General features: G+C 39.5%; 26 protein-coding genes. 8 read left to right on the plus strand and 18 right to left on the minus strand.

What is annotated here, in order from left to right; all coding sequences use genetic code 11:
* Positions 1-2 precede the first annotated feature (2 nt).
* The 6 genes from BLW93_RS00525 to folP are packed head-to-tail and all read right to left on the minus strand — an operon-like array spanning position 3 to position 6,301.
* Positions 3-1,517 (minus strand): YifB family Mg chelatase-like AAA ATPase, encoded by a 1,515-nt coding sequence (locus BLW93_RS00525; protein ID WP_076712151.1) that lies wholly within the window; start codon positions 1,515-1,517, stop codon positions 3-5.
* Between the two features lie 21 nt (positions 1,518-1,538).
* The gene (gene rsmA / locus BLW93_RS00530) at positions 1,539-2,315 is read right to left on the minus strand and encodes a 16S rRNA (adenine(1518)-N(6)/adenine(1519)-N(6))-dimethyltransferase RsmA (protein ID WP_078058039.1); all 777 of its coding nucleotides are present in this window, start codon (positions 2,313-2,315) and stop codon (positions 1,539-1,541) included.
* Positions 2,305-3,648: a phosphoglucosamine mutase gene (gene glmM, locus BLW93_RS00535; protein ID WP_076712153.1), complete on the minus strand. Its 1,344-nt coding sequence runs from the start codon at positions 3,646-3,648 to the stop codon at positions 2,305-2,307. The genes rsmA and glmM overlap by 11 nt, the downstream gene beginning before the upstream one ends.
* A 3-nt stretch (positions 3,649-3,651) precedes the next feature.
* Complete coding sequence (locus tag BLW93_RS00540) at positions 3,652-4,296, minus strand: YbbR-like domain-containing protein (RefSeq protein ID WP_076712154.1); 645 nt, start codon at positions 4,294-4,296, stop codon at positions 3,652-3,654.
* A complete protein-coding gene (gene cdaA, locus BLW93_RS00545; protein WP_076712155.1) occupies positions 4,274-5,104 on the minus strand; it encodes a diadenylate cyclase CdaA in 831 nt (276 codons plus the stop codon). The genes BLW93_RS00540 and cdaA overlap by 23 nt, the downstream gene beginning before the upstream one ends.
* Positions 5,105-6,301, minus strand: a complete 1,197-nt coding sequence (gene folP / locus BLW93_RS00550; RefSeq protein ID WP_076712156.1) for a dihydropteroate synthase — start codon at positions 6,299-6,301, stop codon at positions 5,105-5,107.
* A 77-nt stretch (positions 6,302-6,378) separates the two neighbouring features.
* Here folP and BLW93_RS00555 point away from each other — a divergent pair, with 77 nt between their 5' ends.
* Complete coding sequence (locus BLW93_RS00555; protein ID WP_076712157.1) at positions 6,379-9,021, plus strand: CBS domain-containing protein; 2,643 nt, start codon at positions 6,379-6,381, stop codon at positions 9,019-9,021.
* Positions 9,022-9,050: 29 nt separating this feature from the next.
* Here BLW93_RS00555 and BLW93_RS00560 read toward each other — a convergent pair whose 3' ends face one another.
* From BLW93_RS00560 to BLW93_RS00570, 3 genes are all read right to left on the minus strand, one after another.
* Entirely contained in the window at positions 9,051-10,088 is a 1,038-nt protein-coding gene (locus BLW93_RS00560) for an arsenic resistance protein (RefSeq protein WP_076712158.1), read from the minus strand.
* Between the two features lie 138 nt (positions 10,089-10,226).
* Entirely contained in the window at positions 10,227-10,865 is a 639-nt protein-coding gene (nadD, locus tag BLW93_RS00565) for a nicotinate-nucleotide adenylyltransferase (protein WP_076712159.1), read from the minus strand.
* A gap of 114 nt (positions 10,866-10,979) precedes the next feature.
* Positions 10,980-12,227, minus strand: a complete 1,248-nt coding sequence (locus BLW93_RS00570) for a glutamate-5-semialdehyde dehydrogenase (RefSeq protein WP_144443967.1) — start codon at positions 12,225-12,227, stop codon at positions 10,980-10,982.
* A 60-nt stretch (positions 12,228-12,287) separates the two neighbouring features.
* Between BLW93_RS00570 and BLW93_RS00575 the strand changes: the two genes are divergently transcribed.
* From BLW93_RS00575 to BLW93_RS00590, 4 genes are read left to right on the plus strand one after another with little or no spacing between them, the layout of a single operon-like run.
* Complete coding sequence (locus tag BLW93_RS00575; protein WP_076712161.1) at positions 12,288-13,004, plus strand: OmpA family protein; 717 nt, start codon at positions 12,288-12,290, stop codon at positions 13,002-13,004.
* Positions 13,001-14,338 carry a tRNA (N6-isopentenyl adenosine(37)-C2)-methylthiotransferase MiaB gene (gene miaB / locus BLW93_RS00580; RefSeq protein ID WP_245791968.1) on the plus strand — a complete coding sequence of 446 codons (1,338 nt, stop codon included), beginning with the start codon at positions 13,001-13,003 and terminating at the stop codon, positions 14,336-14,338. Before BLW93_RS00575 ends, miaB begins: the two co-directional genes overlap by 4 nt.
* Positions 14,335-14,823: a bifunctional nuclease family protein gene (locus BLW93_RS00585; protein ID WP_076712162.1), complete on the plus strand. Its 489-nt coding sequence runs from the start codon at positions 14,335-14,337 to the stop codon at positions 14,821-14,823. Before miaB ends, BLW93_RS00585 begins: the two co-directional genes overlap by 4 nt.
* A complete protein-coding gene (locus BLW93_RS00590) occupies positions 14,823-15,119 on the plus strand; it encodes an MTH1187 family thiamine-binding protein (RefSeq protein WP_076712163.1) in 297 nt (98 codons plus the stop codon). The genes BLW93_RS00585 and BLW93_RS00590 overlap by 1 nt, the downstream gene beginning before the upstream one ends.
* A 2-nt stretch (positions 15,120-15,121) precedes the next feature.
* Here BLW93_RS00590 and feoB read toward each other — a convergent pair whose 3' ends face one another.
* Both feoB and BLW93_RS00600 read right to left on the minus strand, forming a co-directional pair.
* The gene (gene feoB / locus BLW93_RS00595; RefSeq protein WP_076712164.1) at positions 15,122-17,128 is read right to left on the minus strand and encodes a ferrous iron transport protein B; all 2,007 of its coding nucleotides are present in this window, start codon (positions 17,126-17,128) and stop codon (positions 15,122-15,124) included.
* Between the two features lie 3 nt (positions 17,129-17,131).
* The gene (locus BLW93_RS00600; protein WP_076712165.1) at positions 17,132-17,347 is read right to left on the minus strand and encodes a FeoA family protein; all 216 of its coding nucleotides are present in this window, start codon (positions 17,345-17,347) and stop codon (positions 17,132-17,134) included.
* Between the two features lie 174 nt (positions 17,348-17,521).
* Here BLW93_RS00600 and prmC point away from each other — a divergent pair, with 174 nt between their 5' ends.
* Genes prmC through BLW93_RS00615 form a run of 3 tightly spaced genes read left to right on the plus strand, consistent with a single transcriptional unit; the run spans position 17,522 to position 21,316 of the window.
* A complete protein-coding gene (gene prmC, locus BLW93_RS00605) occupies positions 17,522-18,373 on the plus strand; it encodes a peptide chain release factor N(5)-glutamine methyltransferase (protein ID WP_245791969.1) in 852 nt (283 codons plus the stop codon).
* Positions 18,366-19,634: a UDP-N-acetylglucosamine 1-carboxyvinyltransferase gene (gene murA, locus BLW93_RS00610; RefSeq protein ID WP_076712167.1), complete on the plus strand. Its 1,269-nt coding sequence runs from the start codon at positions 18,366-18,368 to the stop codon at positions 19,632-19,634. The genes prmC and murA overlap by 8 nt, the downstream gene beginning before the upstream one ends.
* An 8-nt stretch (positions 19,635-19,642) precedes the next feature.
* Entirely contained in the window at positions 19,643-21,316 is a 1,674-nt protein-coding gene (locus tag BLW93_RS00615) for a mechanosensitive ion channel family protein (protein WP_076712168.1), read from the plus strand.
* Between the two features lie 2 nt (positions 21,317-21,318).
* On the opposite strand, the gene obgE is transcribed toward BLW93_RS00615, so the two are convergent.
* From obgE to BLW93_RS00650, 7 genes are all read right to left on the minus strand, one after another.
* Positions 21,319-22,326, minus strand: coding sequence for a GTPase ObgE (gene obgE / locus BLW93_RS00620; RefSeq protein WP_076712169.1), 1,008 nt, complete (start codon positions 22,324-22,326; stop codon positions 21,319-21,321).
* Positions 22,327-22,397: 71 nt separating this feature from the next.
* Positions 22,398-23,447 (minus strand): N-acetyl-gamma-glutamyl-phosphate reductase, encoded by a 1,050-nt coding sequence (gene argC, locus BLW93_RS00625; RefSeq protein WP_076712170.1) that lies wholly within the window; start codon positions 23,445-23,447, stop codon positions 22,398-22,400.
* A complete protein-coding gene (gene rpsI / locus BLW93_RS00630; RefSeq protein WP_173790636.1) occupies positions 23,419-23,814 on the minus strand; it encodes a 30S ribosomal protein S9 in 396 nt (131 codons plus the stop codon). The genes argC and rpsI overlap by 29 nt, the downstream gene beginning before the upstream one ends.
* An 11-nt stretch (positions 23,815-23,825) precedes the next feature.
* Positions 23,826-24,254 carry a 50S ribosomal protein L13 gene (rplM, locus tag BLW93_RS00635; protein ID WP_076712172.1) on the minus strand — a complete coding sequence of 143 codons (429 nt, stop codon included), beginning with the start codon at positions 24,252-24,254 and terminating at the stop codon, positions 23,826-23,828.
* A 99-nt stretch (positions 24,255-24,353) separates the two neighbouring features.
* Positions 24,354-24,827, minus strand: a complete 474-nt coding sequence (rfaE2, locus tag BLW93_RS00640; protein WP_076712173.1) for a D-glycero-beta-D-manno-heptose 1-phosphate adenylyltransferase — start codon at positions 24,825-24,827, stop codon at positions 24,354-24,356.
* Positions 24,828-24,859: 32 nt separating this feature from the next.
* Entirely contained in the window at positions 24,860-25,249 is a 390-nt protein-coding gene (locus tag BLW93_RS00645) for a hypothetical protein (protein WP_144443968.1), read from the minus strand.
* 72 nt (positions 25,250-25,321) lie between these two features.
* The coding region (locus BLW93_RS00650) for a transposase (RefSeq protein ID WP_173790635.1) at positions 25,322-25,678 on the minus strand (357 nt) is incomplete at its 5' end.

Consider the following 25,678-nt stretch of genomic DNA (forward strand, 5'->3'; position numbering starts at 1 on the left):
TTTTAGTTTGTCGAAATGTTTTCTCTAAATCCCAGAGTTTCAATTATGTGTTTTGGCTGGATTACATCTGATCCATCAAGGTCTGCTATTGTTAACGAGAGTTTTAAGATTCTATTATAAGCTCTTGCAGATAGTGCATAGGTTTTAACGGCGCGGTTTAGTATCTCTTCCGCTTGCTCTGTAAGTTTACAGAATTTTTTTATGGCTTTTGAGTCCATCTTTCCGTTGAATGAAAACGACAGTTTTTTGAATCTCTCTTTTTGCCTTTCGTGGGCTTTTGTGACTCTTTTTCTGATTTTTTCAGAGGATTCGCCTTTTTCCATCTTTGCAAGTTCTTCTGGCTTTACAGCAGGTAAGGATACGTGAATGTCTATTCTGTCAAGTATTGGACCTGAAACTTTTGAACGGTAGCGTTTTACCTGTGCAGGCGAACAAGTGCAATAATGAACACCATCTTCAAATCCATAAAAGCCGCAGGGACAAGGGTTCATGGCTGCTACAAGCATGAATTTTGCCGGGAAGGTTACGCTTCCTGAAATCCTTGAGATTGTAACTTCTCCGTCTTCTATCGGTTGTCTTAAGGCTTCAAGGGCAGAACGCTTAAATTCTGGAAATTCATCGAGAAAGAGAACACCGTTGTGAGCAAGGCTCACCTCGCCGGGTTTGATACTGCTTCCCCCGCCTATCAGTGCTACATCCGATACAGTATGGTGCGGTGCACGGTAGGGTCTTTCTGTTATTATGCCGTTTAACATTCCTGCGGCACTGTATATCTGTGTCGTTTCTATGATTTCCTTTTCTGTCATTGGCGGCAGTATTGTTGGGATTCTCCTTGAAAGCATTGTTTTTCCTGAGCCTGGTGGTCCTACAAAAAGTATGTTGTGTCCGCCGGCTGCCGCTATTTCAACAGCTCTTTTGGCATGATACTGGCCGGCAATGTCTGACATGTCAATGGTAAAGCTGAAGTTATTTTCTATTAAGTTTTTTGTAATAGGTTCTATCTGAATGTCGCCGTTTAAAAATGCAACAGCCTCTGAGAGGTGCTTAATCGGGATTATTTCAATACCACTTATGAGTGAGGCTTCTTCTGCGTTTTCTGCAGGTAGAATTATTCCCCTGTAATCTTTCTGTTTTGCAAGTATTGCTGCGGCAAGGGCGCCTTTGACCTTTCTTATCTCGCCTTTGAGACCAAGTTCACCGGCTATTAGATATTCGTTTAGCCTTTTGCCTGATACGATGTTCTGTGCCACTAATATGCCGATTGATATGGGAAGGTCGTATATTGTTCCTTCTTTTTTGACATCTGCCGGTGCAAGGTTTATAACAATTTTCTTTGCAGGAAAAGGATAACCTGAATTTACAATTGCTGCTTTTACCCTTTCTCTACTTTCTTTTACGGCAGAATCCGGAAGTCCAACAACTATGGTACCCGGCATGCCTCTGCTGGCATCAACCTGAACTAAAACCTCAACGGCATTAACACCTATCAATGTGTAGCTTTTAACGTTGGAAACCATAACTTGATTTTACTAAAAATTTCATTTTGGTGCCATTTGCCAGATTTTTCTGAAAAGGGACAGCATCTCGGTCGGCGGTATTTCTTCGGCTCTCTTTTGAAATATCTCTTCTAATTCTGTTGAAGGTGGTTTCCCTACGTTGTTTTTTAGCTTTTTACGCCTGTTTGAGAAGGCTCTTTTCAGGAAATTCTCAAACTCTTTGAGTTCTTTCTCTTCCATTCGAAAGTTTAGAGGAGTCATTTTAAAGACGGTTGACCAGACTTTCGGCGGTGGAACAAAGGCACTGGGAGGAACATCAAAGAGTTTCTCTATTTTGAAAAAGTTTTGAAGCAGTGCCGGCAGATAGCCGTAATCCTTTCCGGAGGTGCTGGTAAGTCTGTTGGCGACTTCTTTCTGTGTCATAAATACTGCACTGTGGATTGTATTAATGTGATTTAGAAGGTTTCTTATTATTACAGTAGAAACGTTATAAGGAAGATTTCCCAGAATCTTCAGACTGTTTCCTGCCTGTGAAAAATCAAACTTTTTGGCATCTTCGTTGAGTATTTTGAAATTTTCGTGAGATTTGAATTTTTCCTTCAGGAATTCCACCATTTCCGGGTCTATTTCAACACATACAAGTATTTTCGGATTTCTTTTCAGTATCTCTTCCGTCAAAGCGCCGCCACCGGGTCCTATTTCAACGACTGTGTCGGATGAATCTATTCCGGCGGCGTTAACTATCTTTCTAATTATGTTCTTATTCTTTAAAAAATGCTGTCCAAGAGATTTTTTAAGTCTTGGAAGTCTATTCTTCAACAATGCCCTCTTTTTTAAATGCTTTTTTAATTATTGAAATGGTTTTTTTTATCAGGTCTTCGCTTTCGGCTTCTACCATTATTCTGACCAAGGGTTCTGTTCCTGAATATCTGACAAGCACTCTTCCTTTGTCTTCAAGTGTAAGTTCGGCGTCGGCTATTGCCTTTTTAACTTCTTCCAGTTTGTCTATCGGTTTTTTATCTTTTACCCTGAGATTAACAAGTTTTTGTGGATATTTCTGGAAAACGTTTGTAAGTTCGCTGAATGTTTTGCCGCTTTTTTTAAGAATTGAAGCAAGAAGAATCGCGGTTAAGATACCGTCTCCCGTTTCCATGAATCTTTTTATTATTATGTGTCCGGATTGTTCGCCGCCTATTATTGCACCTACTTTTTCCATCTTTTCTGATACGTACCTGTCGCCTACAGGAGTTCTGTAGAACTCTATACCTTTTGATTTTATGTATTTTTCAAGTCCGAGATTGCTCATTACGGTTGCAACAACGGGTTCGGATTCACCAAAATAATCAGACAAAAGGGCTATTATTTCGTCTCCGTCTATAATGTTTCCTTTTTCATCAACAGCAACACATCTGTCGGCATCACCGTCAAATGCAAATCCGACGTCTGCTTTAATTTCTTTTAACTTTTCTGCTAGAAATTCAGGATGTGTAGCACCGCAGTTTTTGTTTATATTTAGGCCGTCGGGTTCTGCGTTATAAGTGAATACTTTTGCACCTAAGGCTTTAAAAACTTCCGGTGCTATCATGTATGCTGCACCATTTGCACAGTCAAGGGCTATTCTAAGTCCAGCAAGGTATGTTCCAGTTTCCTCAAGGAACTTTGCGTAGCTTTCTAAAAGTCCTCTTCCGTCAAAGATCCTGCCTATTTCAAGCGGTGATGCTTTTGGGAGTTCGTACTTGTTAAATATTACAAGTTCCAGAGATGCTTCTTCCATCTCTGAAAACTTTTTTCCTTTCCGGTTAAAAAATTTTATGCCGTTGTATTCTGCGGGATTGTGAGATGCTGATATCATAATTCCCATTGATAAAGAAAAGTTTTTTACCATATAGGAGATGGAAGGGGTGGTTGTCGTTCCGAGGTATGTAACATCGATTCCTGTTGCTGTGAGTCCGGAAATTAGTGCCGAAATTATCATATCTGAAGAGGCGCGTGTGTCTTTTCCAATTACAACTGTATGTTTTTTGTCGGGATACTTGGCTTTAAGGTAGCATCCTGTTGCTACACCGATTTTTTGCGTCATTTCACAGGTTAAAGGAAATTCGTTTGCCACGCCGCGGATACCATCAGTTCCAAAAAGTTTTTTCTTCGGCATTTTTTACCTCCTGATTAACTTCACTTCTACACTTTCCGGGAAGGTTCTGTAAGGTGATGCTATTTTAGCGTAAATGGTGCCGTTTGATTTTAGATAAGTTGTATCTATGGGTTCAGTTTTAACAGAGTTTATTGTGGATGTTTTTGATTCGGGTATATATATGGTTACGTAGTTAGGAGTGGTGTTTTCCACTTTGAATTTTCGTCTTTTTTTTCCGATTAGAACGACTTTTACAGGTACCAGTTTTCTGATGACTTTTTCAAGTTTTAGGGTGAGTTTTTTTGTTTTAACATTTATTATAGAAACATCAGGAAGTTGAGGTTTTAAAGTTATTATGGAAGGATTAATGGATATGATAGTAGTTCCATTACTTCTAATGTGGCGGGGTGGAAGTTTTATGTAAATTTTGCCTTCTTCTTTTATAAATTCTATGGATTTCTTAGTTCCCTCTACTTCAACAGCTATTTTTTTAGGAGTGTAATCTGCCACATTTACGGTAGGTGGTGTTTCTATTTTTAAAGGTAGCTTTACTGTTAAGACAATGGATTCCTGTTTTGCTGCCAAGAACCACAGCAGAAATGAAAATATTACTGCAAATAGCTTATAATGGAAATTTTTGAAAATTTTATCGACTATCTTTTTCAACATTTTCGCCCTTCAGAAAGGTAGTGATTAGTTCTTTAATCGCATTTTTCGTCTCTATTTCTTTTACAAGAAGTGATTTTAAGATTCTCTTTAACCTTTGGGGTTCAAGGTTTTTGATCAATTTGCCATGGTAAGCTATTGATATGTTTCCCGTCTCTTCAGAAACGATAACAGCTATTGCATCGGTTTCTTCCGTTATTCCTATAGCTGCTCTGTGCCTTGTTCCTACTACCTGTGGGAGTTTGGTATTTAGGGTTAACGGTAGAAAAACTCCTGCCTTTTTTATCCGGTCTTCTCTTACAATTACTGCCCCGTCATGAAGGGGAGTCCCGGGCCAGAATATCGTTATTAGCAGTTCTTTTGATACCTCACCGTCAATTTCTGTTCCGGCTTCTGCGTAGCTGTCCGTTTTTACGTCTCTTTCAATGACTATTAGTGCTCCTATTTTGTCCTGTGACATAGTGGCAGAAGCCCTGACGATTTCATCGATGACTTTTTCTGCTTCATACCGCTGAGCAAACAGTCCCATCTGTCCTTCACCAAGTCTTGCAAGCAGTTTTCTTATCTCAGGCTGGAATATCACGATGATGGCAAAAATTCCGATTGTCAGGACGTTGTTTAGAAGGAATGAAAGGGTGTAAAGATCAAGGAGCTTTGCCAGGACGCTTAACATGACGATGGTCATAATTCCGAAAAGAATCTGTATTGCCCGTGTTTTGGATAGATAGATTAAAACTCTATATATGAGGAAGGAGACGATGCCTATGTCTATAAGGTCTCTTATTGTTATCTGTGGTAAAACGTTTAGCATTTAAGCTTCCTCTATGGCAAGTAGTATGTCCAGAAACTGTTTGGTTTCCTTTACGTCGTGAACTCTAACAATTTTTACACCGTTTAAAATGCCCCTGACTATTGATGCCAGAGAGCCTGCAACTCTTTCTTCCGGGTTTTCTTCTCCTGTTACCATTTTTATAAAGCTTTTCCTTGACGTGCCAAGAAGAATTGGAACGCCGAACCTTTTAAACTCATTTATTCTTTTGAGTATCGAAAGGTTGTCTTCAAGTCGTTTTCCAAATCCGATACCGGGATCTATGATTATCTGTTCTTTTTTCACACCTTTTTGTTCTGCTTCTTTTATGGTTTCTTCAAAGTAAAGGCACAACTCTTTTATTACGTCTTCATAATAGGGATTTTTTTGCATATCTCTTGGTGTGCCTTTTATATGCATGAGAACGGCGGGGACGTTTCTTTCAGCTACAAGTTTGGCCATTCTGCTGTCAAAATGAAAACCGCTTATGTCATTTACTATGTCAGCACCTGCATTTAAGGCTTCCTCTGCTACTTTTGATTTGTAAGTGTCAACGGATATAAACACGTTGGAAAAATTTTTCCTTATTGCTTCTATTACTGGAACAACTCTTTTCATCTCTTCTTCAAGCGGAACGGGCTTGGCTCCGGGCCTTGTTGATTCGCCGCCAACATCTATTATGGCTGCTCCGTCATTTACCATTTCCTCCGCGTGCTTTAGGGCTCTATCGACGGTTGTCCATTTCCCACCGTCGGAGAAGGAGTCGGGAGTGGTGTTTAAAATGCCCATTATTGCAGGTCTTTCAAGAGAAAGTGTTTTCCCGTTTGCTTTAAGCTCGAACCTTGTGTTAAGATCGGCCTCTATTAACCTTTTTATTTCGTCAGCAAGTTTTTTAAGTCCGAAAGGTTGCTTTTTCATTCTTTCAAGGAGTTTTTCAATAGTTCTGAGAGAACCGATAAGGACGGCAGTGCACGTTTTACATGTAAAAGATGAAGCCTCTCTTGGTAAAGCGCAGTCGCCTCCTGAAGCTATTGCGTCCTGTTTTAGAATGTTGGCTGCCCTTGTGTCTATGTTTTCTATTACAAATGTATATAGGATACCCTTTTTTGAAAGAATGTCGGCACCTTCATGTGTGTTTCCGATGTTGAGCAAGAAATTTTTAAGTTCATTTTTTGTAAATTTTCTTATTGTTACAAACATACCTTGCCCCGTAGTTTAAAATAGAAGATGATGAACTAAATTATACCTTTAAAACTGTGTTTAAATAAAGGGGAGATATGGCTGTTGTTATAACCGCTCATAAGAATATGGATCTTGATGCTCTCGGAGCTGTTGTTGCTGTTAAAAAGCTTTATCCTGGAGCTGTTGTTGTTCTTCCGGGAACAAAGGGAAAGGATGTTATTAAGGTTCTTGAAGAAAACCCGAAACTGCTTGATTATGTTGATGAAACAGGTTTTGACGGTGAAATAGAAAAGCTGATTGTCGTTGATACGTCGGACATAGAAAGAATTCCTGAAATTTTGAAAAAAAGGATTGAAGGCAAGAATATTCCTGTAATTGTTTATGATCATCATACAAAAGAAGCTTCCGGCTTTAAGAATGTGAAACTTTACTTTAAAGAGACTGGAGCTGTAACATCTCTCATAACAATGATTTTGAAAGGAAAGGGAATAATTCCTTCGCCGCTTGAAGCTTCTGTGATGGCTCTTGGAATTTACTCCGATACAGGAAGTTTTCTCTTCCCGGGAACATCTTCGCTCGACCACATAGCGGCAGGTTATCTGTTTTCCATAGGGGCAAATCCAGAAATAATAAAACACTATCTTCCCCGCGAATTTTCTCCTGAAGAGATTGATATACTGAAGATTTTGAAGGATAGCGTTGAAATTCTTGAGATTAATGGAAACAGGATAGCTCTTACCACTGTGCAGTTTGATAAATATGTGGGAGATATTGCTCACCTTGTCAGTAAACTGCTTGACATCAACAACTATCCTGCCTTGATAGCCGTGGCAGGTGTTGAAGGGACGGTTTTTGTGATAGGCAGGTCAAAAACACCTCTTATTGATGTGTCAAAGCTTGCAGAGAAACTTGGCGGTGGAGGGCATTCGGAAGCGGCTTCTGCCGTAATCAGGGATAAGACGGTTTACGAAGTAAAAGAGAAAGTAATAGAAGTGCTTAAAGAGATAGTTTATCCTGCAAAAGTGGCAGGGGACATTATGTCTTCACCGGCGCAGACTGTTAGAGAAGATATGACGGTGAAGGAGTGTCTTTCGTTTCTTATGAAGCAGGGAATAAACGCTGCACCTGTCCTTGATGATAGGGGGATGCTTGTAGGTATCATAAACAGGAGCTTAATCGATAAAGCGTATTACATGGGTATGGACGATGAACCTGTTTCAACCGTGATGGAGAGGGAATTTTCCTGCGTTTTTCCTGATACGCCTGTCAGTGAGATTGAGGATATAATCGTTTCAAATCAGCAGACACTTGTGCCGGTTATAGACAGAGGAAAGGTTGTAGGTGTTATAACAAGGACGGATGTTTTAACTAACCTTTATCGTGATGAGATAGACGAGTCGGAAAAATTCTATTTGAGGCGTTCTTCTTCTCCTCACTTTAAGAACATCAGGCAGATGTTAAAAGAAAGACTTCCATCTGAAGTTTACGAACTTTTAAGGAAAGTTGGTGAAGTTGCAACGGAAAAGGGGATAAACGCTTACGTAATAGGCGGTTTTGTAAGAGATTTGATTATAGGCAGAAAGAATCTTGATGTTGATATAGTTGTTGAAGGTGATGCAACGGAGCTGGCAAGGGCTTTTGCTAAAAAAATTATGGGTAAGGTTCACATTTTTGACAAGTTTAAAACGGCTACGGTAACTCTGTCGGACGGATTTAAGATAGATTTTGCTTCTGCAAGGACAGAGATTTACCGTGCCCCCGGAGCTCTTCCCGAAGTTGATACTGCTCCTTTGAAGAAGGATCTTTTCCGCAGGGATTTTACGATAAACACACTTGCCGTTAAACTTAACGGCAGGGAGTTTGGAAAGCTTATAGATTTCTTTAACGGCCTGAAAGATATAAAAGAAAAGAAGATAAGAGTGCTTCATGCTTTAAGTTTCGTCGAGGATCCCACAAGAATTTTAAGGGCCTTAAGGTTTGCCGTTCGCTACCGCTTTAACATAGGAAAGCATACGGAAAAGCTTTTGAAGATTGCAGTTCGAAAGAACCTCTTTAGAACGGTTGAAGGGAAAAGGGTTTATCTTGAGCTTAAACATATTTTTGAAGAGGATAACCCTTTAAGGATTGTGAATCGCATGGAAGAGTACGGAATACTTAAGGCTTTTAGCCCGAGATTTATATGGAACAGAAAAAAGAGAGATTTTTTTGAGAGAATAAGAAAAATAGTTAATTGGCATAAGTTAACTTTTAATAAACATAAGGCTAACTATTCCATTCTTTACTTTGCTGCTTTTCTTGAAAGCCTTCCGGCAGACGAAGTGGATAGATTGTTAAAGGATTTTTCGGTTCCGGATGATGAGGCAAATCTTATAAAAAATCTCATCTATCGCGGAAGACAGCTTGCTGTAAAACTTGAAAGAGAAAGTTTTTCTAACAGTGAGCTTTACGAAATTTTGAAAAGGGAAAAGGAAGAAATGGTTCTTTACGTTGCTGCGCGGACGACAAAGGAGGATTTGAAGCATCGTTTATTGGAATACCTTAAAGAGTGGAGAGATTTAAAACTTGTCATAACGGGAAATGATCTAAAGGAGATGGGTCTAAAGCCCGGTCCTCTGTTTAAAAAGATATTGACAGAGTTAAAGCACAGAGTTTTAGACGGTAAAGTTGATAATGAGTATGATGCTCTGGAAGAAGAGGTTAAAAAGATTTTAAAAAAGAAAAAACTTGAGCCTGTGTAGTTAATGGCGGGGGGATTTCCCCGCCTGGTTTAAGCTGTTGCTTTTTGTAATTCTCTTTTCTGATGGTTAGCCACGAAGTCTTTGGCGTAGTGCTGGACGTAGAACCCGAGAAGCGGGATCTGGATAATAAACCCTAGAACTACGAACAGAACCATAAGCGCTGCTTTTTCCACAGGGAATGTTATGAGGATTATCGCAAGCGTTATGTTAAGATGTCTTACGGCTGATGCGAAAGCCACAACGATTGCTTCTTCAGACTTTAATATCTTTTTCGCCACTAAAAGCTTTGCGTAGAGTGTGCTGAATATGAGCATTGACACGTAGTAGATGATTAGAGGAATAACGATTACCGGAACAATGTCCGGATGGGAAAATAGAAGCTTTGTTCTGCTCATTGAAAGAACTAAAAATGAGAGAATAACGATACCGATGCTGCTTATTCCGGATAATTCGGGTTTAATCTCTCTGTTGAATGTTTCAACTCCGAATTTCTTTATAAGCAGTGTTCTTATTACGAGCCCGACAAGGAGCGGTATGAAGAACACTATGAGGATACTTTTAATGAATGTAAAAGAGCTTATAGTCATCTGACTTCCGATGACTTTCGGAAGAATAAAAGGAACGGCCACAAATGCTGCAAATAGCAGGTTTGCAGGTATGAGAAACATTGCCGTTTCAACTTTACCACCTGAGAGACTTGTCCATGCGGCTGTCATTGCACTTGTCGGAATGAAAGAGAGTATGGTCAGAGCAACAAATAGCTCCGGATGATTGGCAAAGAATATCTTTCCAAGAACATACGCTATAAGTGGAGACACCGTAAAGTTTACTACAAGGCTTAGAAACAGCACCTTGGGTTCTTTAAGGTGTTTGAAAACTTCGTCTATTTTCAGGTTTATCATTACAGGCAGGATTACCAGGAACATCATCACCGAGAGAATTACAGTTTTCGGAACTTTCCAGCCTCCTGTAAGATAAACGTTTAGAAGACCTGCAACGATTGCCCCCACTATAAGATAGTGAACGTTTTTCTTTATAAATTGCATCGCCTTAAGTGGTGCTTTCATCGCCTTACCTCCAATTTCATCTGTTCATATAAATATTGCAATTTTACGATGAGTGTCAACCCCCCCTTTTGCAGGAAAAATTACGTTTTATACGTTGTTTCAAGGAAAAAGTTAAGCTATACTAACTACATGAGGGCTTTAGAAAAGATCTGAGATTTTTCTTATTTCTTGCAGTTTTTCGGCGCATAGCTCAGGTACGAGAAAGCGAATATCTTTCCCTTCTTTTAACCTTTTTCTTATCTCCGTGGAGCTTATTTCTATAAGTCTTCCGTCAAGTATAAATATGTCTGCCGAGCTGATGTCGTTAGGTTCTCTTAACGTTCCTCTCTGTATCTTTTTCCTTATATTTAGTTGTTTTAAAATCTCTTCTGCTTTTATATTGTATCTGGGCCTTTTTACCACGATTATTTTGGCCGTTTCAAGGATTTTTACAGGTTCTTTCCATTTCGGAAATGTAAGGAAAGAGTCGGCACCCATTATGAATACAGGTGTTTGTCTTTCCCTTTCTTTAAAAGCTTTCAGAGTGTCAACCGTGTAAGAGATACCTTCTTTTTTTATTTCATAGTCCCATACCTTAAAGTATGGTGTTTTCCTGATTGCTAACTCTAAAAGTTCGTGTCTGACTTCCGGGGGAATCAGCAATTTTCCTTTTAAAGGCTGGATCTTTGCGGGAACGAAAATGATTTCAGAAAAGTTAAAAGATTCAAGGACATCCCGCGCTATGACGAGATGTCCTATGTGAACTGGGTTAAAACTTCCTCCGAAAAGTGCCTTCATCTTTTATCACTTTTAAACTTCTTTATAAGGGTTACTGGTATCCATACAAAGATGTTTACCAGAAAAACAACCAGCAGGAACAAAAAGATGTAGTTTAAAATCTGGTCTTTCATGTTACTCCCTTATCTGGCCGTCGCCGAATATTATGTATTTTGGAATTGTAAGATCTTCAAGTCCCATAGGACCTCTTACGTGAATCTTATCTGTGGAGATTCCCATTTCGGCACCTAAGCCAAAAACGTTTCCGTCAGTGAAGCGAGTGGACGCATTTATGTAAACGGCTGCTGAATCAACGTCATTAAGAAACTTCATACCATTGGTGTAATTTTCCGTTACTATTGCATCACTGTGATGTGAACCGTAAGTGTTTATGTGTTCTATTGCTTCTTCAAGGGAGTCAACAATTCTGACGGCAAGTATAAGGTCGAGATACTCTGTATACCAGTCTTCTTCTGTTGCTTCTTTTATATATTCCGGGTCGTAAGCTCTTGCCCTTTTGCATCCTCTAAGTTCAACGCCTGCCTTTTTAAATCTGTCTATCATCTCCGGCATGAATCCATCGGCAATTTCACTATGAACAAGCATTGTCTCCATTGCATTGCACACGCCCGGCCTTTGAACTTTGGCGTTAAAACAGATGTTCCATGCCTTCTCAAGGTCTGCAAATTTGTCAACAAACACGTGACATACGCCTTTGTAATGTTTAATCACCGGGATTCTTGAGTTTTCCGCAACAAATCTTATCAGTCCTTCGCCGCCTCTTGGAATTATTACATCTATAAATTGATCTAATTGAACCATCTCTTTCACTACGCTTCTGTCAGTTGTATCAACAAATTGTATGGCTTCGGGCGGGAATCCTTCAGATTCTGCGGCTTCTTTCAGGATGTTCACAAGGATTCTATTTGAATTAATTGCTTCTTTGCCGCCTTTCAGTATTATTGCGTTAGAGCTTTTTATGCACAGGGATGCAGCTTCTACTGTGACGTTAGGCCTTGATTCGTATATTATTCCAACAACACCTAAAGGAACTCGCATCTTTCCTATTTTTATACCGTTCGGGCGTTTCCACATTTTGATTACGGAACCGACCGGGTCTTCCATTTTTGCTACATCGTGAAGGACATTTATCATTCCTTTGATTCTCTTTTCGTTTAAAAGGAGTCTGTCGATCATGGCTCTGGAAAGGCCTTTTTCTTCTGCAGCTTTAAGGTCTTTTTCATTTTCGGTTTTTATGATGTCTCTCTTTGCGTCTATCAACTCTGCTGATTTAAGCAGTGTTCTGTTTTTCACATCTGTTGAAATACTCGTCAGTTTATAGCTGACTTTCTTAGCTGCTTCTGCAATTTTTCTTATTTCCATTGATATCCTCCACCAACAGTTTTAAATTAATTACAGGCATTTACTCACCGGAGGTTGTCTGTGAGGATAAAAATTTTACCATTATTGGCTACTGTCTCAACTGCTGTTTTTCTTTCAAGTTGCAGTCAAACGGTTATTAACACCGGTGTAACTGTTACGATTCCTCCAAAACGCGAAACTCCTCGTGAAACCCCTAAAGTGGAGATTCCTTCTGTTAATCGTGAAGAAAGTGTTTTAGAAGAGGCAGAAGAGAGAAAACCTCAGGTAGAGATTTCAGATTACATTTTTGAGAAGGAAATTAATGCCTTTGAAGGTTTAACCGGGGCAAAAGTCGTTGCTTCATTACCGTTGTTTGGTAATCCTCCTTCTGTCAATGGTGATTTGCTGGTTGTAGAAGAACCTCAGAGGGCAAGGATAATAATTAGAGATTCTCTCATTTTTGAACTTAACAGGGATAGGATTATTAATGATTCTTTGATACGGGCGGTTGCTCAGACCTTTGGAAAAGGAAATAGTCTTATTATTATTGCAGCTTTTTCAGATAGCTCGGGAACCAATGATTTTAACGATCTTATAACGGAAAAAAGGGCGGAAGCTGTTAGGAAGAAACTTGAAAGTTTTGGTGTTCCATCCTATAGAATTTTAGCCTTTGGTTGTGGATCTGCCAGACCCATTGCCCCTAACAGCACTGTTGATGGAAGGGCGGCAAACAGACGAATAGAGATTTATGTTTATCCTGAGAATATGTACGTTGACGGCGTGTGTGGACAGAGATGATGAAAGGAAGAAGGTTTTTTGTAAAGACTTTCGGTTGTCAGATGAATGTTAACGATTCGGAGAAGATGGCGGGAATACTTGTGTCTGCCGGGTATAAGAAGACGGATAATCTGAAAGAGGCGGATATTGTTATTGTTAATACCTGCAGTGTAAGAGCCAAGCCGGATAATAAGGCTTATAGTTTTATCGGTGAACTTAAAAGGTTAAAAAAGGAAAAGCCTGAACTTGTTGTAGCTGTTACCGGTTGTGTTCCTCAGAGGGATTGGAAGTTTATCCTCGAAAGGTATCCTCATGTGGATGTTATTCTGGGAACGTTTAATTTTTACAGGATTCTTGATTTTCTTGAATCTTCTTCAAAGCCTTCAGTAGAAATACTTGATACATTTCTTGAGAATGAAGGCGAAATTATCCCATCAATAGAACCGCTCTTGACAAATCCTTTTGTTGCTTATGTAACTGTTCAGCGTGGTTGTAACAGATTTTGCACTTACTGTATTGTTCCTTACGTCAGGGGGAGAGAGAGGAGCGTTCCGCCTGAAAATGTGGTTGATGAAGTGAAAAGACTTGCGGAAGAAGATGTAAAAGAAGTTCATTTACTTGGTCAGAATGTTGACTTTTACAATTATAATGGCATAAGATTGCCAGATTTACTCTACATGGTTTCTCAGGTTGAAGGTATTGAAAGAGTGAGATTTACAACTTCTCATCCTGCCGGTTTTGATATTTCTATAATAAAAGCCATAAAAGAGATTCCAAAGGTTTGTGAGTATGTTCATCTGCCGCCTCAGAGCGGTTCCAATAGGATTTTAGAAAGAATGAACAGAGGATATACTCGTGAAGAGTATATAGAGAAAGTTATGATGTTAAAAGAAAAGGTGCCTGATGTTGCACTTTCCGGTGATTTTATTGTCGGATTTCCCGGAGAGACTGCTGAGGATTTTGAACAGACTTTATCTCTTGTAGAAACTTGCGTTTTTGATCAGGCTTTTGTCTTTGAATATTCTCCAAGACCTTTAACAAAGGCTTTCTCTTTTAAAGATGATGTTCCTAAAAATGAAAAAAACAGAAGGCTTATGGAGCTCAACAATCTTTTGAAGAAACAGGCAGAAGAGAAAAATCTGTCATTGTTAGGTTCTGTTCAGGAAATTCTTGTTGAGGGTTTAAGTCCTTCAAACAGTGAGAAGATGATTGGAAGGACGCGCAACAACAAAATCGTGATAATTGACAGGAATGATTCTTTGAAGGGGAAACTAGCAAACGTGAAAATAGAAGAAATAACGCCTTTTTATATGAAAGGAAAAGTAATAAAACAGCTGGCAGGAGTGGAGAGATGATAGAGGTGTCCCTTATAGGAATAACTCACGATAGGTTAAGCGGTCTTCCTATTATTATTCTGGGAAATGTTGATGAGAATTTTGCAATACCTATCTGGATAGGTGAGTATGAGGCTGAACTTCTTGAGACTCACCTTTTGGGAGCTGTTGCACCAAGGCCTTTTCCTTATGATCTTATATGCGAGATGATTCAAGCTCTTGGGGGAGAACTTGAAAAGGTTGTTATTAACGATTTTGACAACGGTATCTATTTTGCCACGATTGTAGTCAGGCGTTATGACGGAGAAGTTATAAACATTGACGCAAGACCGAGTGATTCCATAAATGTTGCGGTCCGGTTGGGAGCTCCTATATACGTTACGAAAGATGTTATAGATAGAGCTTCGATTGTATTTCTCGATAACAATCCTCACTATACCAATGAGCAGAAAGCTGAATTTGAGGAGCTTCTAAGGTATCTTTTTGAAGAGGGAGAAGAAGAGTAATGGCAGTTATGGAAATTTCCGTTGTTCCGGTGGGAACATGCAATCCGTGTGTTAGCGAGTATGTTTCTTATGCTTATAAGCTTTTAAAGGAGAAAGGTTATTACTTTCAGCTTACGGCCATGGGTGTTATCGTTCAGGGAGATGTTGAAGAGCTTCTTCAACTGGCGCTTGAAATTCACAGAAGACCATTTGAAAAAGGTGCTTTAAGGGTTATGACGACAATAAGGATAGACGAGAGAAAAGATACAGATTTAACGGTTGAAGGTAAGCTTAAGAAATTAAAAAAAGCTCTTTAATTTTATCCTGCAAAAAGCTTTATTCCGTGATAGAAGGCAAAAGCGGTAATCCATGCTACTGCAAGTTCTACGACCGCTATAAAGGTTACCCATTTTTTAGATCCGCTTTCCTGATATATTGCTGAAATTGTTGCTATGCAGGGAATATAAAGCAGAACAAAAACTATGTAGGCGAATGCAGATGCCGGAGTAAACGTTGTTTTTAGTATTGTCGGTAGCATTTCTGCGTTTCCGTATAACGTTCCCATTGTGCCTACAACTATTTCTTTGGCAACGGCTCCGAAAAGCAATGCAACAACCGGTTTCCAGTCGTTTATTCCTAAAGGTTTAAATAAAGGAAGGAGCCATTTGCCTGCCATTCCCGCGATAGAGTGTTCTCCTGCGTATCTCACTCCGGCTGGGAAGCTGGCCAGTGCCCATATTATTAATGAGGCTAAAAGGATGATTGTTCCTGCTTTTGAAAGAAAATCCTTAACTTCTATGATGGTTTGATTGAAAACGACTTTAAGTGACGGAAATTTGTAAGAAGGAAGCTCTATAAAAAACTCTCCTTCACCTTCATCAACTAAAAACAGTGATACGATTTTGGCAAATATCAGTCCCATAACGATGCCTATCGTATATAGACTTAATACGATTAACGTTCTGTTATTCTGGAAGAATGCCGCTATAAAAACGCTGTAAACGGCGAGTCTGGCACTGCACGACATCCATGGAATTATCATCATAGTTATAAGTTTGTGAACCGGTGAGCGCATTGCTCTTGTTGCATAAATTGCTGGAACGTTGCATCCGAATCCCAGGATAAGCGGTATAACCGAAGAACCAGACAATCCAAAATGCCTCATAAAGTTGTCCCAGAGTGCTGCTGCTCTTGCCATGTATCCTGTATCTTCCAGAATGGAGAGCAGTATGTAAAGAACAAAAAGGATAGGAAGAAAGGAAAGGACAGAGCCTACGCCTGCCAGAACTCCGTTGTTTATCAGAGATTCCAGCGTTTCAGGTAAAGGTAAACTCTGAACCATTGTCGGAAGAGTTTCTCCGAAGATGTGGCCTATGAGTTTGACAAACGGAGAGCTGAAGGTAAAGGTGAGTTTAAAAACGGCTGCCATTATGGCAAAAAAGATCGGTATGCCGGTGACGGGGGTTGTTATAATTCTGTCAACTTTATCTCTAAAATCTTCTTTTTCTTCAAAGCTGTAATCTGTTTCTATAACTATCCTTGCTATACGTGAAGCCATAAGGAAACGTTCTTTTGGAATGGCCGATGAGAGCTCTTCTCCTTTGCGTTCGTAAAATTCTGTTTTTATTCTAGAAAGGGCTTTTGATAGTGTTTCCGAAACTTTTGACTGCTTTGCCATTTCGGTTATTTCAGGATCGCCTTCAAGAAGCTTTATTGCAAACCATCGGATATTCTTTTTAAATTGTTCATCTTCGTTTATTATCATTGAAATTTCTGATATGGCTGCTTCCAAGAGATCTGAATATGTGGGTCTGAAAACTTCTCCGTTAATACCGTTAAGTCCTACTTCTATTATTTTTTCGGAAAGTTCCGAGAAGCCCGTGTTTCTGTAGGCACTTACAGAGATGACAGGAAGGTTAAATATAGCGGATAGTTTGTCGAAGTTTATTGAAAATTTTTTAATATCATCTATTTTGTTTAACGCAAGTATCGGTTTTACTCCCATTTCAAGGAGTTCAAGAGTTAGATAAAGGTTTCTTCCCAGGAGTGTTGCGTCTATGACGTTTACAACAGCGTCATACTGTTCGTTAAGTAGAAAATTTCTCGTTACTCTCTCTTCTATGGTATAAGATGTGAGGCTGTAAATTCCGGGAAGGTCTATAAGTGTTATTTCAAATCCTCTGAATGAATATTTTCCTTCCTTCCTTTCAACTGTTACGCCCGGCCAATTTCCTACTTTGGCTTTTGTTCCGGCGAGCATATTCATTATTGCCGTTTTGCCGACGTTAGGATTTCCGACGAGAGCGGCGATAAGCTTTTTTTTCACCGTTTACCTCACTACTATTCTTCTTGCCATTCCCCTTCCAAGGGCAAAACGGCTCTTTTCCACTTCCACAATAATAGGCCCGGGAGCGTTTTTTACAACCCGCACCTTGCTTCCTGGAAATATGCCTACGGCAGCTAGCCGTCTTTTAAAACAGGGACCGCCTTTTATCTCTTTTATTTCAACGGTTTGTCCCTCTTCTATGTCAAGTAGTGTTTTCATTTTCCTTTCCTTAACCTTTGATTGTTAGAATATATTAACTTTTCTTCGGAAAGTCAAGGAGAGGTATATTTAACACCTTATCATACACATTTATTGTCATTGGTTGCTTCTGTTAATTATAAAACCTTCTGTTTTTTGTAAGTAAGGTATAATTTCACCATGAAATGGACTGTTATGAAACTTGTTAGGAGAGCTGCCGAAATCCTTTCGGAAAGAGGTATTCCGTCTCCCCGCCTTGATGCCGAGCTTCTTATGTGCCGTCTGCTTGGGTGGGACAGTAGAGTGAAGATCTATACTGATTATGATAGGCCACTTTCGGAGGATGAAGTTGATGCTTACCGTCAACTTATAAAGCGTCGCGTTAAAGGGGAACCTGTTGCTTACATAACTGGTGAAAAAGAGTTTTTTGGATTCAAATTTAAAGTAAATCCTGCCGTTTTGATTCCGAGGCCTGAGACGGAATTTTTAGTTGAGAAAAGTGTAGAGTTACTTAAAGTGATGGATAGAGAAAAACTCAGGATTGTTGATGTCGGCACGGGAAGCGGCTGTGTGATCATTTCAATTGCAAAACTGCTTAAAAAGAATGCTAAGTTTTTCGGAACGGATATTTCAAAGAATGCTCTTGCCGTTGCTGCTGAAAATGCAGATATTCACGGCTGTAATATTACGTTTTTAGAAACAGATTTGCTGGAAGGTATTGAAGGGCCATTTTCAGCGGTTGTTTCCAATCCGCCGTACATAGCCTATTCTGACAATCGAATAGAAGAAAATGTTAAGAAGTTTGAGCCGTCAACTGCCCTTTACGGTGGAGAGAGGGGAACTGAAATTATAGAAAGGCTTGCTTTTCAGGCTTTTAATAAGCTTGAAAAGGGCGGTTTTCTGGCTGTTGAATGTGGAGATGGACAGTTCAAAGAGGTCAGGAGTATTTTTGAAAAAGCTAGTTTTAAAGATATTGAGGTTGTGAAAGATCTTTCTGGGAAAGACCGTGTAGTTGTAGGTTTTAAAAAAGGAGTGAAAAATGTATAAGTTTCTTATAAAAGGTGGAAAGCTATTAAATGGGAAAGTAAAGGTTTCCGGCTCTAAAAATGCGAGTCTTCCTATCATTTTTGCGGCTATCTTGACAGAAGATGCCGTGATTTCAAATGTTCCGGATTTAAGAGATACAAGAACTGCTATTTCTTTGCTTAAAGATATGGGATTTGAGGCGGAGTTTGACAATAATAAACTGCATGTGATGAAAGGTAAAAGAATAAAGACGGAAGCCGACTACGAACTTGTCAGAACGATGAGAGCTTCTGTTCTTACACTCGGTCCTCTTCTTGCAAGATTTGGTAAGGCAAGAGTTTCTCTTCCTGGTGGCTGTGCCATAGGTGCAAGGCCGGTTGATCTTCATCTTAAAGCTCTCTCAAAGTTAGGAGCTGATATAAAGATAGAGCATGGTTACATAAATGCCGTTGCTTCCAATGGACTCAAAGGGGCTGAAATAGTTTTTGATTTTCCAACCGTAGGGGGCACGGAAAACCTTTTAATGGCGGCGGTTTTAGCAAAAGGAAAAACAATTATAATGAATGCGGCTAAAGAGCCAGAAATTGTTGATCTTGCTCGTGCATTAAAAAGGGCAGGAGCAATTATAGAGGGAGAGGGGACTGATACAATTGAAGTAGAGGGTGTGGATTCTATCGGACCAATAAATTATACGGTTATGCCTGACAGAATTGAGGCGGGAACGTTTGTTGCCTGTGTTGCTGCTGCCGGAGGCGAGGTGATTATAGAAGAGTTTCCTCACGATGTTCTGGGAGCGGTGATTGATAAGTTCAAAGATGCAGGCGTTGTTATAGAGAAAATTGACAATAAGACTGCCTTTGTTAAGAGTGAAGGCAAATTAAGAGGAACAGATATAACTACGGAAGTTTATCCCGGTTTTCCTACCGATATGCAGGCACAGTTTATGGCTGTAATGTGCCTTGCAGATGGTGTGTCGGTTATAAAAGAGACCATATTTGAAAATAGATTTCAACATGTTCTTGAGCTGCAACGTTTAGGGGCCGATATAAAGATAGACGGAAACACGGCTATTGTTAGAGGTGTTGACAGGCTTATAGGAGCCAAAGTTATGGCTACTGATTTAAGGGCAAGTGCTTCCCTCGTAGTTGCCGGCCTTGCCGCAGAAAATACGACGGAGATTTACAGAATATATCATCTTGAAAGAGGTTATGAAAATCTTGAGATGAAATTATCATTTCTCGGAGCGGATATAGAGAAGGTTAAGAGCGACAGGCCTTATTGAGGTATAAAATGCTGTTTTTTCATGAGAACAGAATAACAGGCGGAGACGTTTATCTAATAATCTTTACACTTACGCTTTTGTGTTTTATTCAGCTTATTAAAGTTTTGCTTCAGAAGCGTATAGAAAACAGGTTTTTGAAGGCGCTCATTGAAAGTTTAAGCGGTATTTTGTTTTTTATGGCCGGATTTTCCCTTTCGAAAATAGTTTCGTCACATATTTTGAAATTTATTTTTGAAGATTTTTCGATTCTTATAGGTTCTGTTTATTTGACCAGAGCCGTTTTTATAGCGGAGCAGGCTTCATCTTTTCCGAGAATTATGACGTTTTTCTTCCTTGTTTGCGCATTTTTGACTTCAACTTTGAGCCACCTTAACATTTTGAAAATTGATGAGAATATTCTTTACTTTATTAAGAAACTTTTTATAGTTCTCTCTTTTCTGCCGTTGGTAGGCACTCTTTCATCACTTTTAAAGGGGACTTTGCGGAGTATAGTTTTTACTGCACTTCTTGTGTTTTATGTTACCATTTCGGCTCTCTGGCTTTCAGGATTTATCGTTTTTGATATGAGAGCCTTGATAGGTATAGGTTTGGTAGCTATTGTCAGTTTCTTCTACAGCTTTGTAGAAACAAGGGGTATGGAATATGTCCTTCTTTACTTTGAGAAGCACTTTTTCAGAAAGAGGGATGCTCTCATTCTGGTTAAAAATCTCAGGTTGTTTGTTACTCTTGTATTCATTGTTGTTTTGAAAGTTATCCTGGAACAGTTTTTCGGCATTGAGAAGTTTTTCAAGGTTTTAAAGAATATCTACTTTATAGAGACGGATCTTTTAAGAATCAGTCTCTATAACATTATTCTATCTGTCTATTATGCGTTTCTGCTTATCTCTCTTCTTAATATTTTTAAAAAGCTTATAAAGCTCTATTTTCCGAAAGAGAGGAGAAGCATAGAAGGTGGTTCTGCAGAGGCCCTTATCTTTAATATAGGTATATTGTTTGTTTTTATTGTTGTTCTTTCCTCTCTCGGGATAACGTGGAAAGTTCTGCTTCCTGTTGCCGGTACACTCGGTGTTGGTATTGGTTTCGGTCTTCAGACGATTATGAACAACTATTTGAGCGGTTTTATTCTTCTTTTCAGTAAAAAGTTAAAGATCGGAGATATAGTGGAGCTTCCGTTATCTGTACCGACTTTGGGAAACAGGGACAGAAACATTTTTGGTAAGATAGAAGATATAGGTATTCTTTCAACATTGATAAGGACAAACGATGGTGTGGAGATTGCCATTCCAAACTCCAATTTCATTTCATCGCCGATTGTTAACTTTTCTCATCATGATCCTCTGGTTCGTTTGCGAATTCCCGTTGGTGTCGCCTATTCTTCTAATCCCGATGTGGTGAGAAGGGTTATCCTTTCTGTTCTTGATAAGATGCCCGGCGTTCTGAAAGCGCCAAAGCCTTCTGTCTGGTTCTGGGAGTTTGGAGATAGTGCCCTTATTTTTATAGCTTCTTTCTGGATTGATATAAGAAGGGATATAAAGATAGAGGAAATAAGAAGTCGTTTCTATTATAGTGTCTGGAGAGAGCTTAAGAAAGCCGGTGTTGAGATACCATTTCCGCAAAATGATATATGGTTTAAGAATGCTCTTAAAGTTGAGATTGAAAAATTTAAAAAGGGAGAGGATTAGGGCTACTCTCCCTTCTGCTCTTTTACCTTTTCGGCAATATATCTTAAAAGTTCTGTAATGCCTTCTCCTGTAACTGCGGATATTGCGAAGAACGGGTATCCTTTACTTTCAAAATACTTTTTTGCTTTCTCTATTTTGGATTTGTTCGTTACCGCGTCTATCTTTGTTCCGACAACTATCTGCGGTTTTTTGGAAAGTTTTGGTGAGTAAAGGTGCAGTTCTTTGTTTATTTTTTCAAATGCTTCTTCCGGTTCTCTTGTCGGGTCAGAAAGGTCTATCAGGTGGAGAAGGAGCTTTGTCCTTTCAACATGTCTCAGAAATTCGTGTCCCAGGCCTTTTCCTGCGTGTGCTCCTTCTATGAGTCCCGGAATGTCTGCTACCACAAAAGAGAAGTCGTCAACCTTGGCAACGCCGAGTATAGGTCTTAAGGTTGTAAACGGATAGTCGGCTATTTCCGGTTTTGCAGCCGTTATTCGTGAAAGAAATGTTGATTTTCCGGCATTCGGAAATCCTATTAATCCTACATCTGCAATTAGCTTTAATTCAAGCTCAATCCATCTTTCTTCTCCCGGCTCTCCCGGTTCTGCAAAGTCAGGAGCTCTCCTTGTGGGTGTTGCAAAGGCTGAGTTGCCTCTGCCGCCTTTACCGCCCTTTGCAACTGTAAGTTTGTCTCCCGGTTTTGTTAAGTCTCCTATGATCTTTCCGGTTTCTACGTCTTTAACGACTGTTCCTACCGGAACTTTTATTATCATATCCTCGCCGCTTTTTCCCGTTCTTTTGTTGCCCTCTCCGTGTCTTCCTCTTTCGGCTTTGAAGTGCCGTTTATGTTTGAAATCAAGGAGTGTGTGCATACCGCTGTCAGCAACTAAAATAACACTTCCGCCCCTGCCGCCGTCACCGCCTGCAGGACCTCCTTTCGGAACAAACTTTTCCCTTCTGAAAGCGACACAACCGTTGCCGCCGTCACCGCCTTTAACGTAGATTTTTGCTCTATCGATAAATTTAGCCATAGCTACCCCTTTGATAGAATAGATTTTTGTTCTTTAATTAAGATATGCAGGAGATAGGTTTTGAGAAAGGTTTATATCCAGTTTCCTGGAAAGTTAAGTCCTGAGTTTTCCGGAAAACCGCAGATTATGTTCATATTTTGAATTGCCTGCCCTGATGCTCCTTTTCCAATATTGTCTATTACTGAAACAACAATACCGAGGCCTGTGTTTTCGTCTTTTGTTACATAAATATCACAAAAATTTGTGCCGGCAACATCTGAAGTTTTAGGCGGATTTTCTTTTAGTCTTATGAAGTATTCGTTTTTGTAGTATTCTTTATAGACTTCTATCAATTCTTCTCTGGAACTTTTTGTTGCGAAATATATGGTTGAAAGTATGCCTCTGTTCATCGGAACCAGATGCGGAGTAAATCTGACACTTTTTAATTCAAGCTTTTCCGCTATTTCCGGTGCGTGTCGATGTCCTTCTACTGCGTAAGCTCTAAACGATTCATTTACTTCGCAAAACGTAAAATCTATCGTAGATTTTCTTCCTGCTCCAGTTACGCCCGATTTGCTGTCAGCAATTACGGGGAAAGACGTATCTATCAGTCCAGCACTTTTTGCCGGGTAAAGTCCAAGTATTACACTTGTCGGGTAACACCCCGGATTTGCGATAATATTTTTTTCTTTTATTTTGTCTCTATTGATTTCGGGAAGTCCGTACGCAACTTTTTCAAAGAGTTTTTTCGCCGTGTGGCTTACCCTGTATGTTTTCTCATAAATTTCCGGGTTTTTAAATCTGAAATCGGCGCTGAAGTCTATGATTTTAAGCTCTTTTTTAGTTTCATATAGCTCTTTAACTATCGGGTATGCTGTTTTGTGAGGGAGACATAAAAAAATAACATCAGATTTTTCAGCTATTTTTTCTTTTTTGTAATTTTCAAACATTAAATTTTCAAATTTCATTTTTGAAAGGTGAGGGAAAACTTCTTTTACGGCCTTTCCTTCGAACTGACGAGATGTTACCGCTACAATGTTTGCAAACGGATGAAAAGAAAGGAGGCGGAGAAGTTCCGCCCCTGTATATCCTGAAGCACCGATGATAGATATATTAACGCTTTGACCACTGATACCTTGCACGTGCTCCTCTCTGTCCGTATTTCTTCCTTTCTTTGATACGTGCATCCCTTGTAAGGAATCCTGCCTTTTTAAGAACAGGTCTTAGTTCAGGGTTAAATGCGAGGAGAGCTTTAGCGATGCCGAATTTAACAGCATCTGCCTGAGCAGACTTTCCTCCGCCCTTTACCGTGCACCATACGTCAAATCTTCCGTTTGTTCCTGTAACATCAAAAGGTTGTTTCATTATTTTAAGAAGAGCAAGTCTTCCAAAGTAGTCTTTTGCATCCTGTCTGTTAACGGTGATCTTGCCAGAGCCGTTAGGTATTATCCAGACTCTTGCAATTGCCGTTTTTCTTTTTCCAGTTCCGTAATATCTCATTTCAGCCATTGAATCCTCCATTAAAATTCAAGAGGTTTAGGATTTTGTGCAGCGTGAGGATGGTTTGGACCTGCATAAACTTTAAGTCTTTTCATCCTCTTGTCTCTAAGTTTGTTCTTCGGAAGCATTCCTCTTACGGCAATTTTGATTACCTCTTCCGGCTTTTCTTTGAGCATGTCTTTAAGAGTTTTTTCTTTCAAATGTCCAAAGTAACCGGTGTGTTTGTAGTAGATTTTCTGATTGAGCTTTTTACCGCTGGCGTAAATTTTTTCTGCGTTTACAACAACGACGAAATCTCCACCATCAACGTGAGGTGTGTAGGTAGGTTTATGCTTGCCTATGAGAATCTTTGCGATTTCAGAGGCAAGTCTTCCAAGTGTTTTTCCAGTAGCGTCAACAACGTACCAGTCTCTTTTAACCTCTTCCTTCTTCTGCATGAAGGTTTTCATTCTGAATCCTCCGGTAGTTGGCGTTTTTGGCTAAAACGCCGAAAATGTAGCGGGCAGGTGGAATTTACTATACTGCAGATGTTTTGTCAAGTTTTATGTCTATTTACATCCGTGAATCTTTAAAATCTTTTCTATAATCTTTGAAGTGGATATGTCGTAAGCAAACTCTATCCTTTCAACTTTTTTTGCGTATTCCCTTCCAACTATTTTTTCAAGGGGCCAGTCTGCACCTTTAACAAGAATGTCCGGTTCTAGAGCTTTTATTATGTTTAAGGGAGTTTTTTCATTAAAAACGATTATTCCGTCAATTGCATTTAATCCTTTTAATACCCGGATTCTATATTGTTCTGGAATTATCGGTCTTTTACCGCCTTTAATTCGTTTTATGGAAGTGTCGCTATTTACTCCGACAATTAGAATATCTCCAAATGACTTTGCCTTCTCAAGATAATCAATATGGCCTGCATGAATGATGTCAAAGCAGCCGTTTGTGAATACTATTTTTTTACCTTCTTTCCGTTTCTTATCCGCGAAATCTTTTAGTTCTTCAACATTTGAGAATGTTATAGCCATATGCTCCTCTGTTTTATTTTCCGCATTATACATCAATATTGAGGAATGGTCGGCATGTTTTGGGGAATTATTCCAGGAACCTCTTGAAAATTAAAGGGTTGGCAGTTCTTTGCTTCATTGAGGGGGATTTTCGTTTTTTTGCCAGCTCCGAAATCTTCCAGAAACATTGTTACTTTTCCGTTTTCCACTTGTTTCACTATGCCGAAAGGAACATTGCTACTTACCCATGTTTCTCCGTTTTTTGTTTTGAAAATTGCTACAGGAACTTTTTTACCGGTTGGTGTTTTGTATATTCCGAAGCGAATTTTTGGCTTTGTCGGTTTGAATTCCTCCGGTGTTTTTGTATGCGGATTTTCCTGCACCTGAGGGCCCATTGTTGAGCTACCTGCAAAACATATAAGTTGTCCGTCTGGTGTTTTCATTATGGTTTTTACTGGTTGGTCTTTTTCATCGAGCCAGAGTTGTAGGTTGTGTCAATAATTTTGTGTAAACCATTAGGAGTACCTCCTGGAGAACATATCCTGAAGTTCTTCCTTAGCCTCAAGGAATCCATTTACTACTCTGTTAGTCCATCTATCATTAAGCACTGCAACTCTTAAATAAACAAATTTTTCAACAGCTCTAACTGATGGTAAAGCACCTATGACCTTAACCCTCTTCCTTATTTCCTTTATCGTCCTTTCTATCAGGTTTGTTGTATATATCACTCTTCTGACAGACTCAGGATACTTGAGGAACGTAAGGAGTTTATAAAGCTCTTGCTCCCATGACTTTACAACCTTAGGATACTTTAATTCCCACTTCTCCTTGAACTTCTCAAAACCCCTCAGAGCCTCTTCTTCCGTAGAGGC

Origin of the sequence: Desulfurobacterium indicum, assembly GCF_001968985.1 — a bacterium.
GTDB classification, from domain to species: domain Bacteria; phylum Aquificota; class Aquificia; order Desulfurobacteriales; family Desulfurobacteriaceae; genus Desulfurobacterium_A; species Desulfurobacterium_A indicum.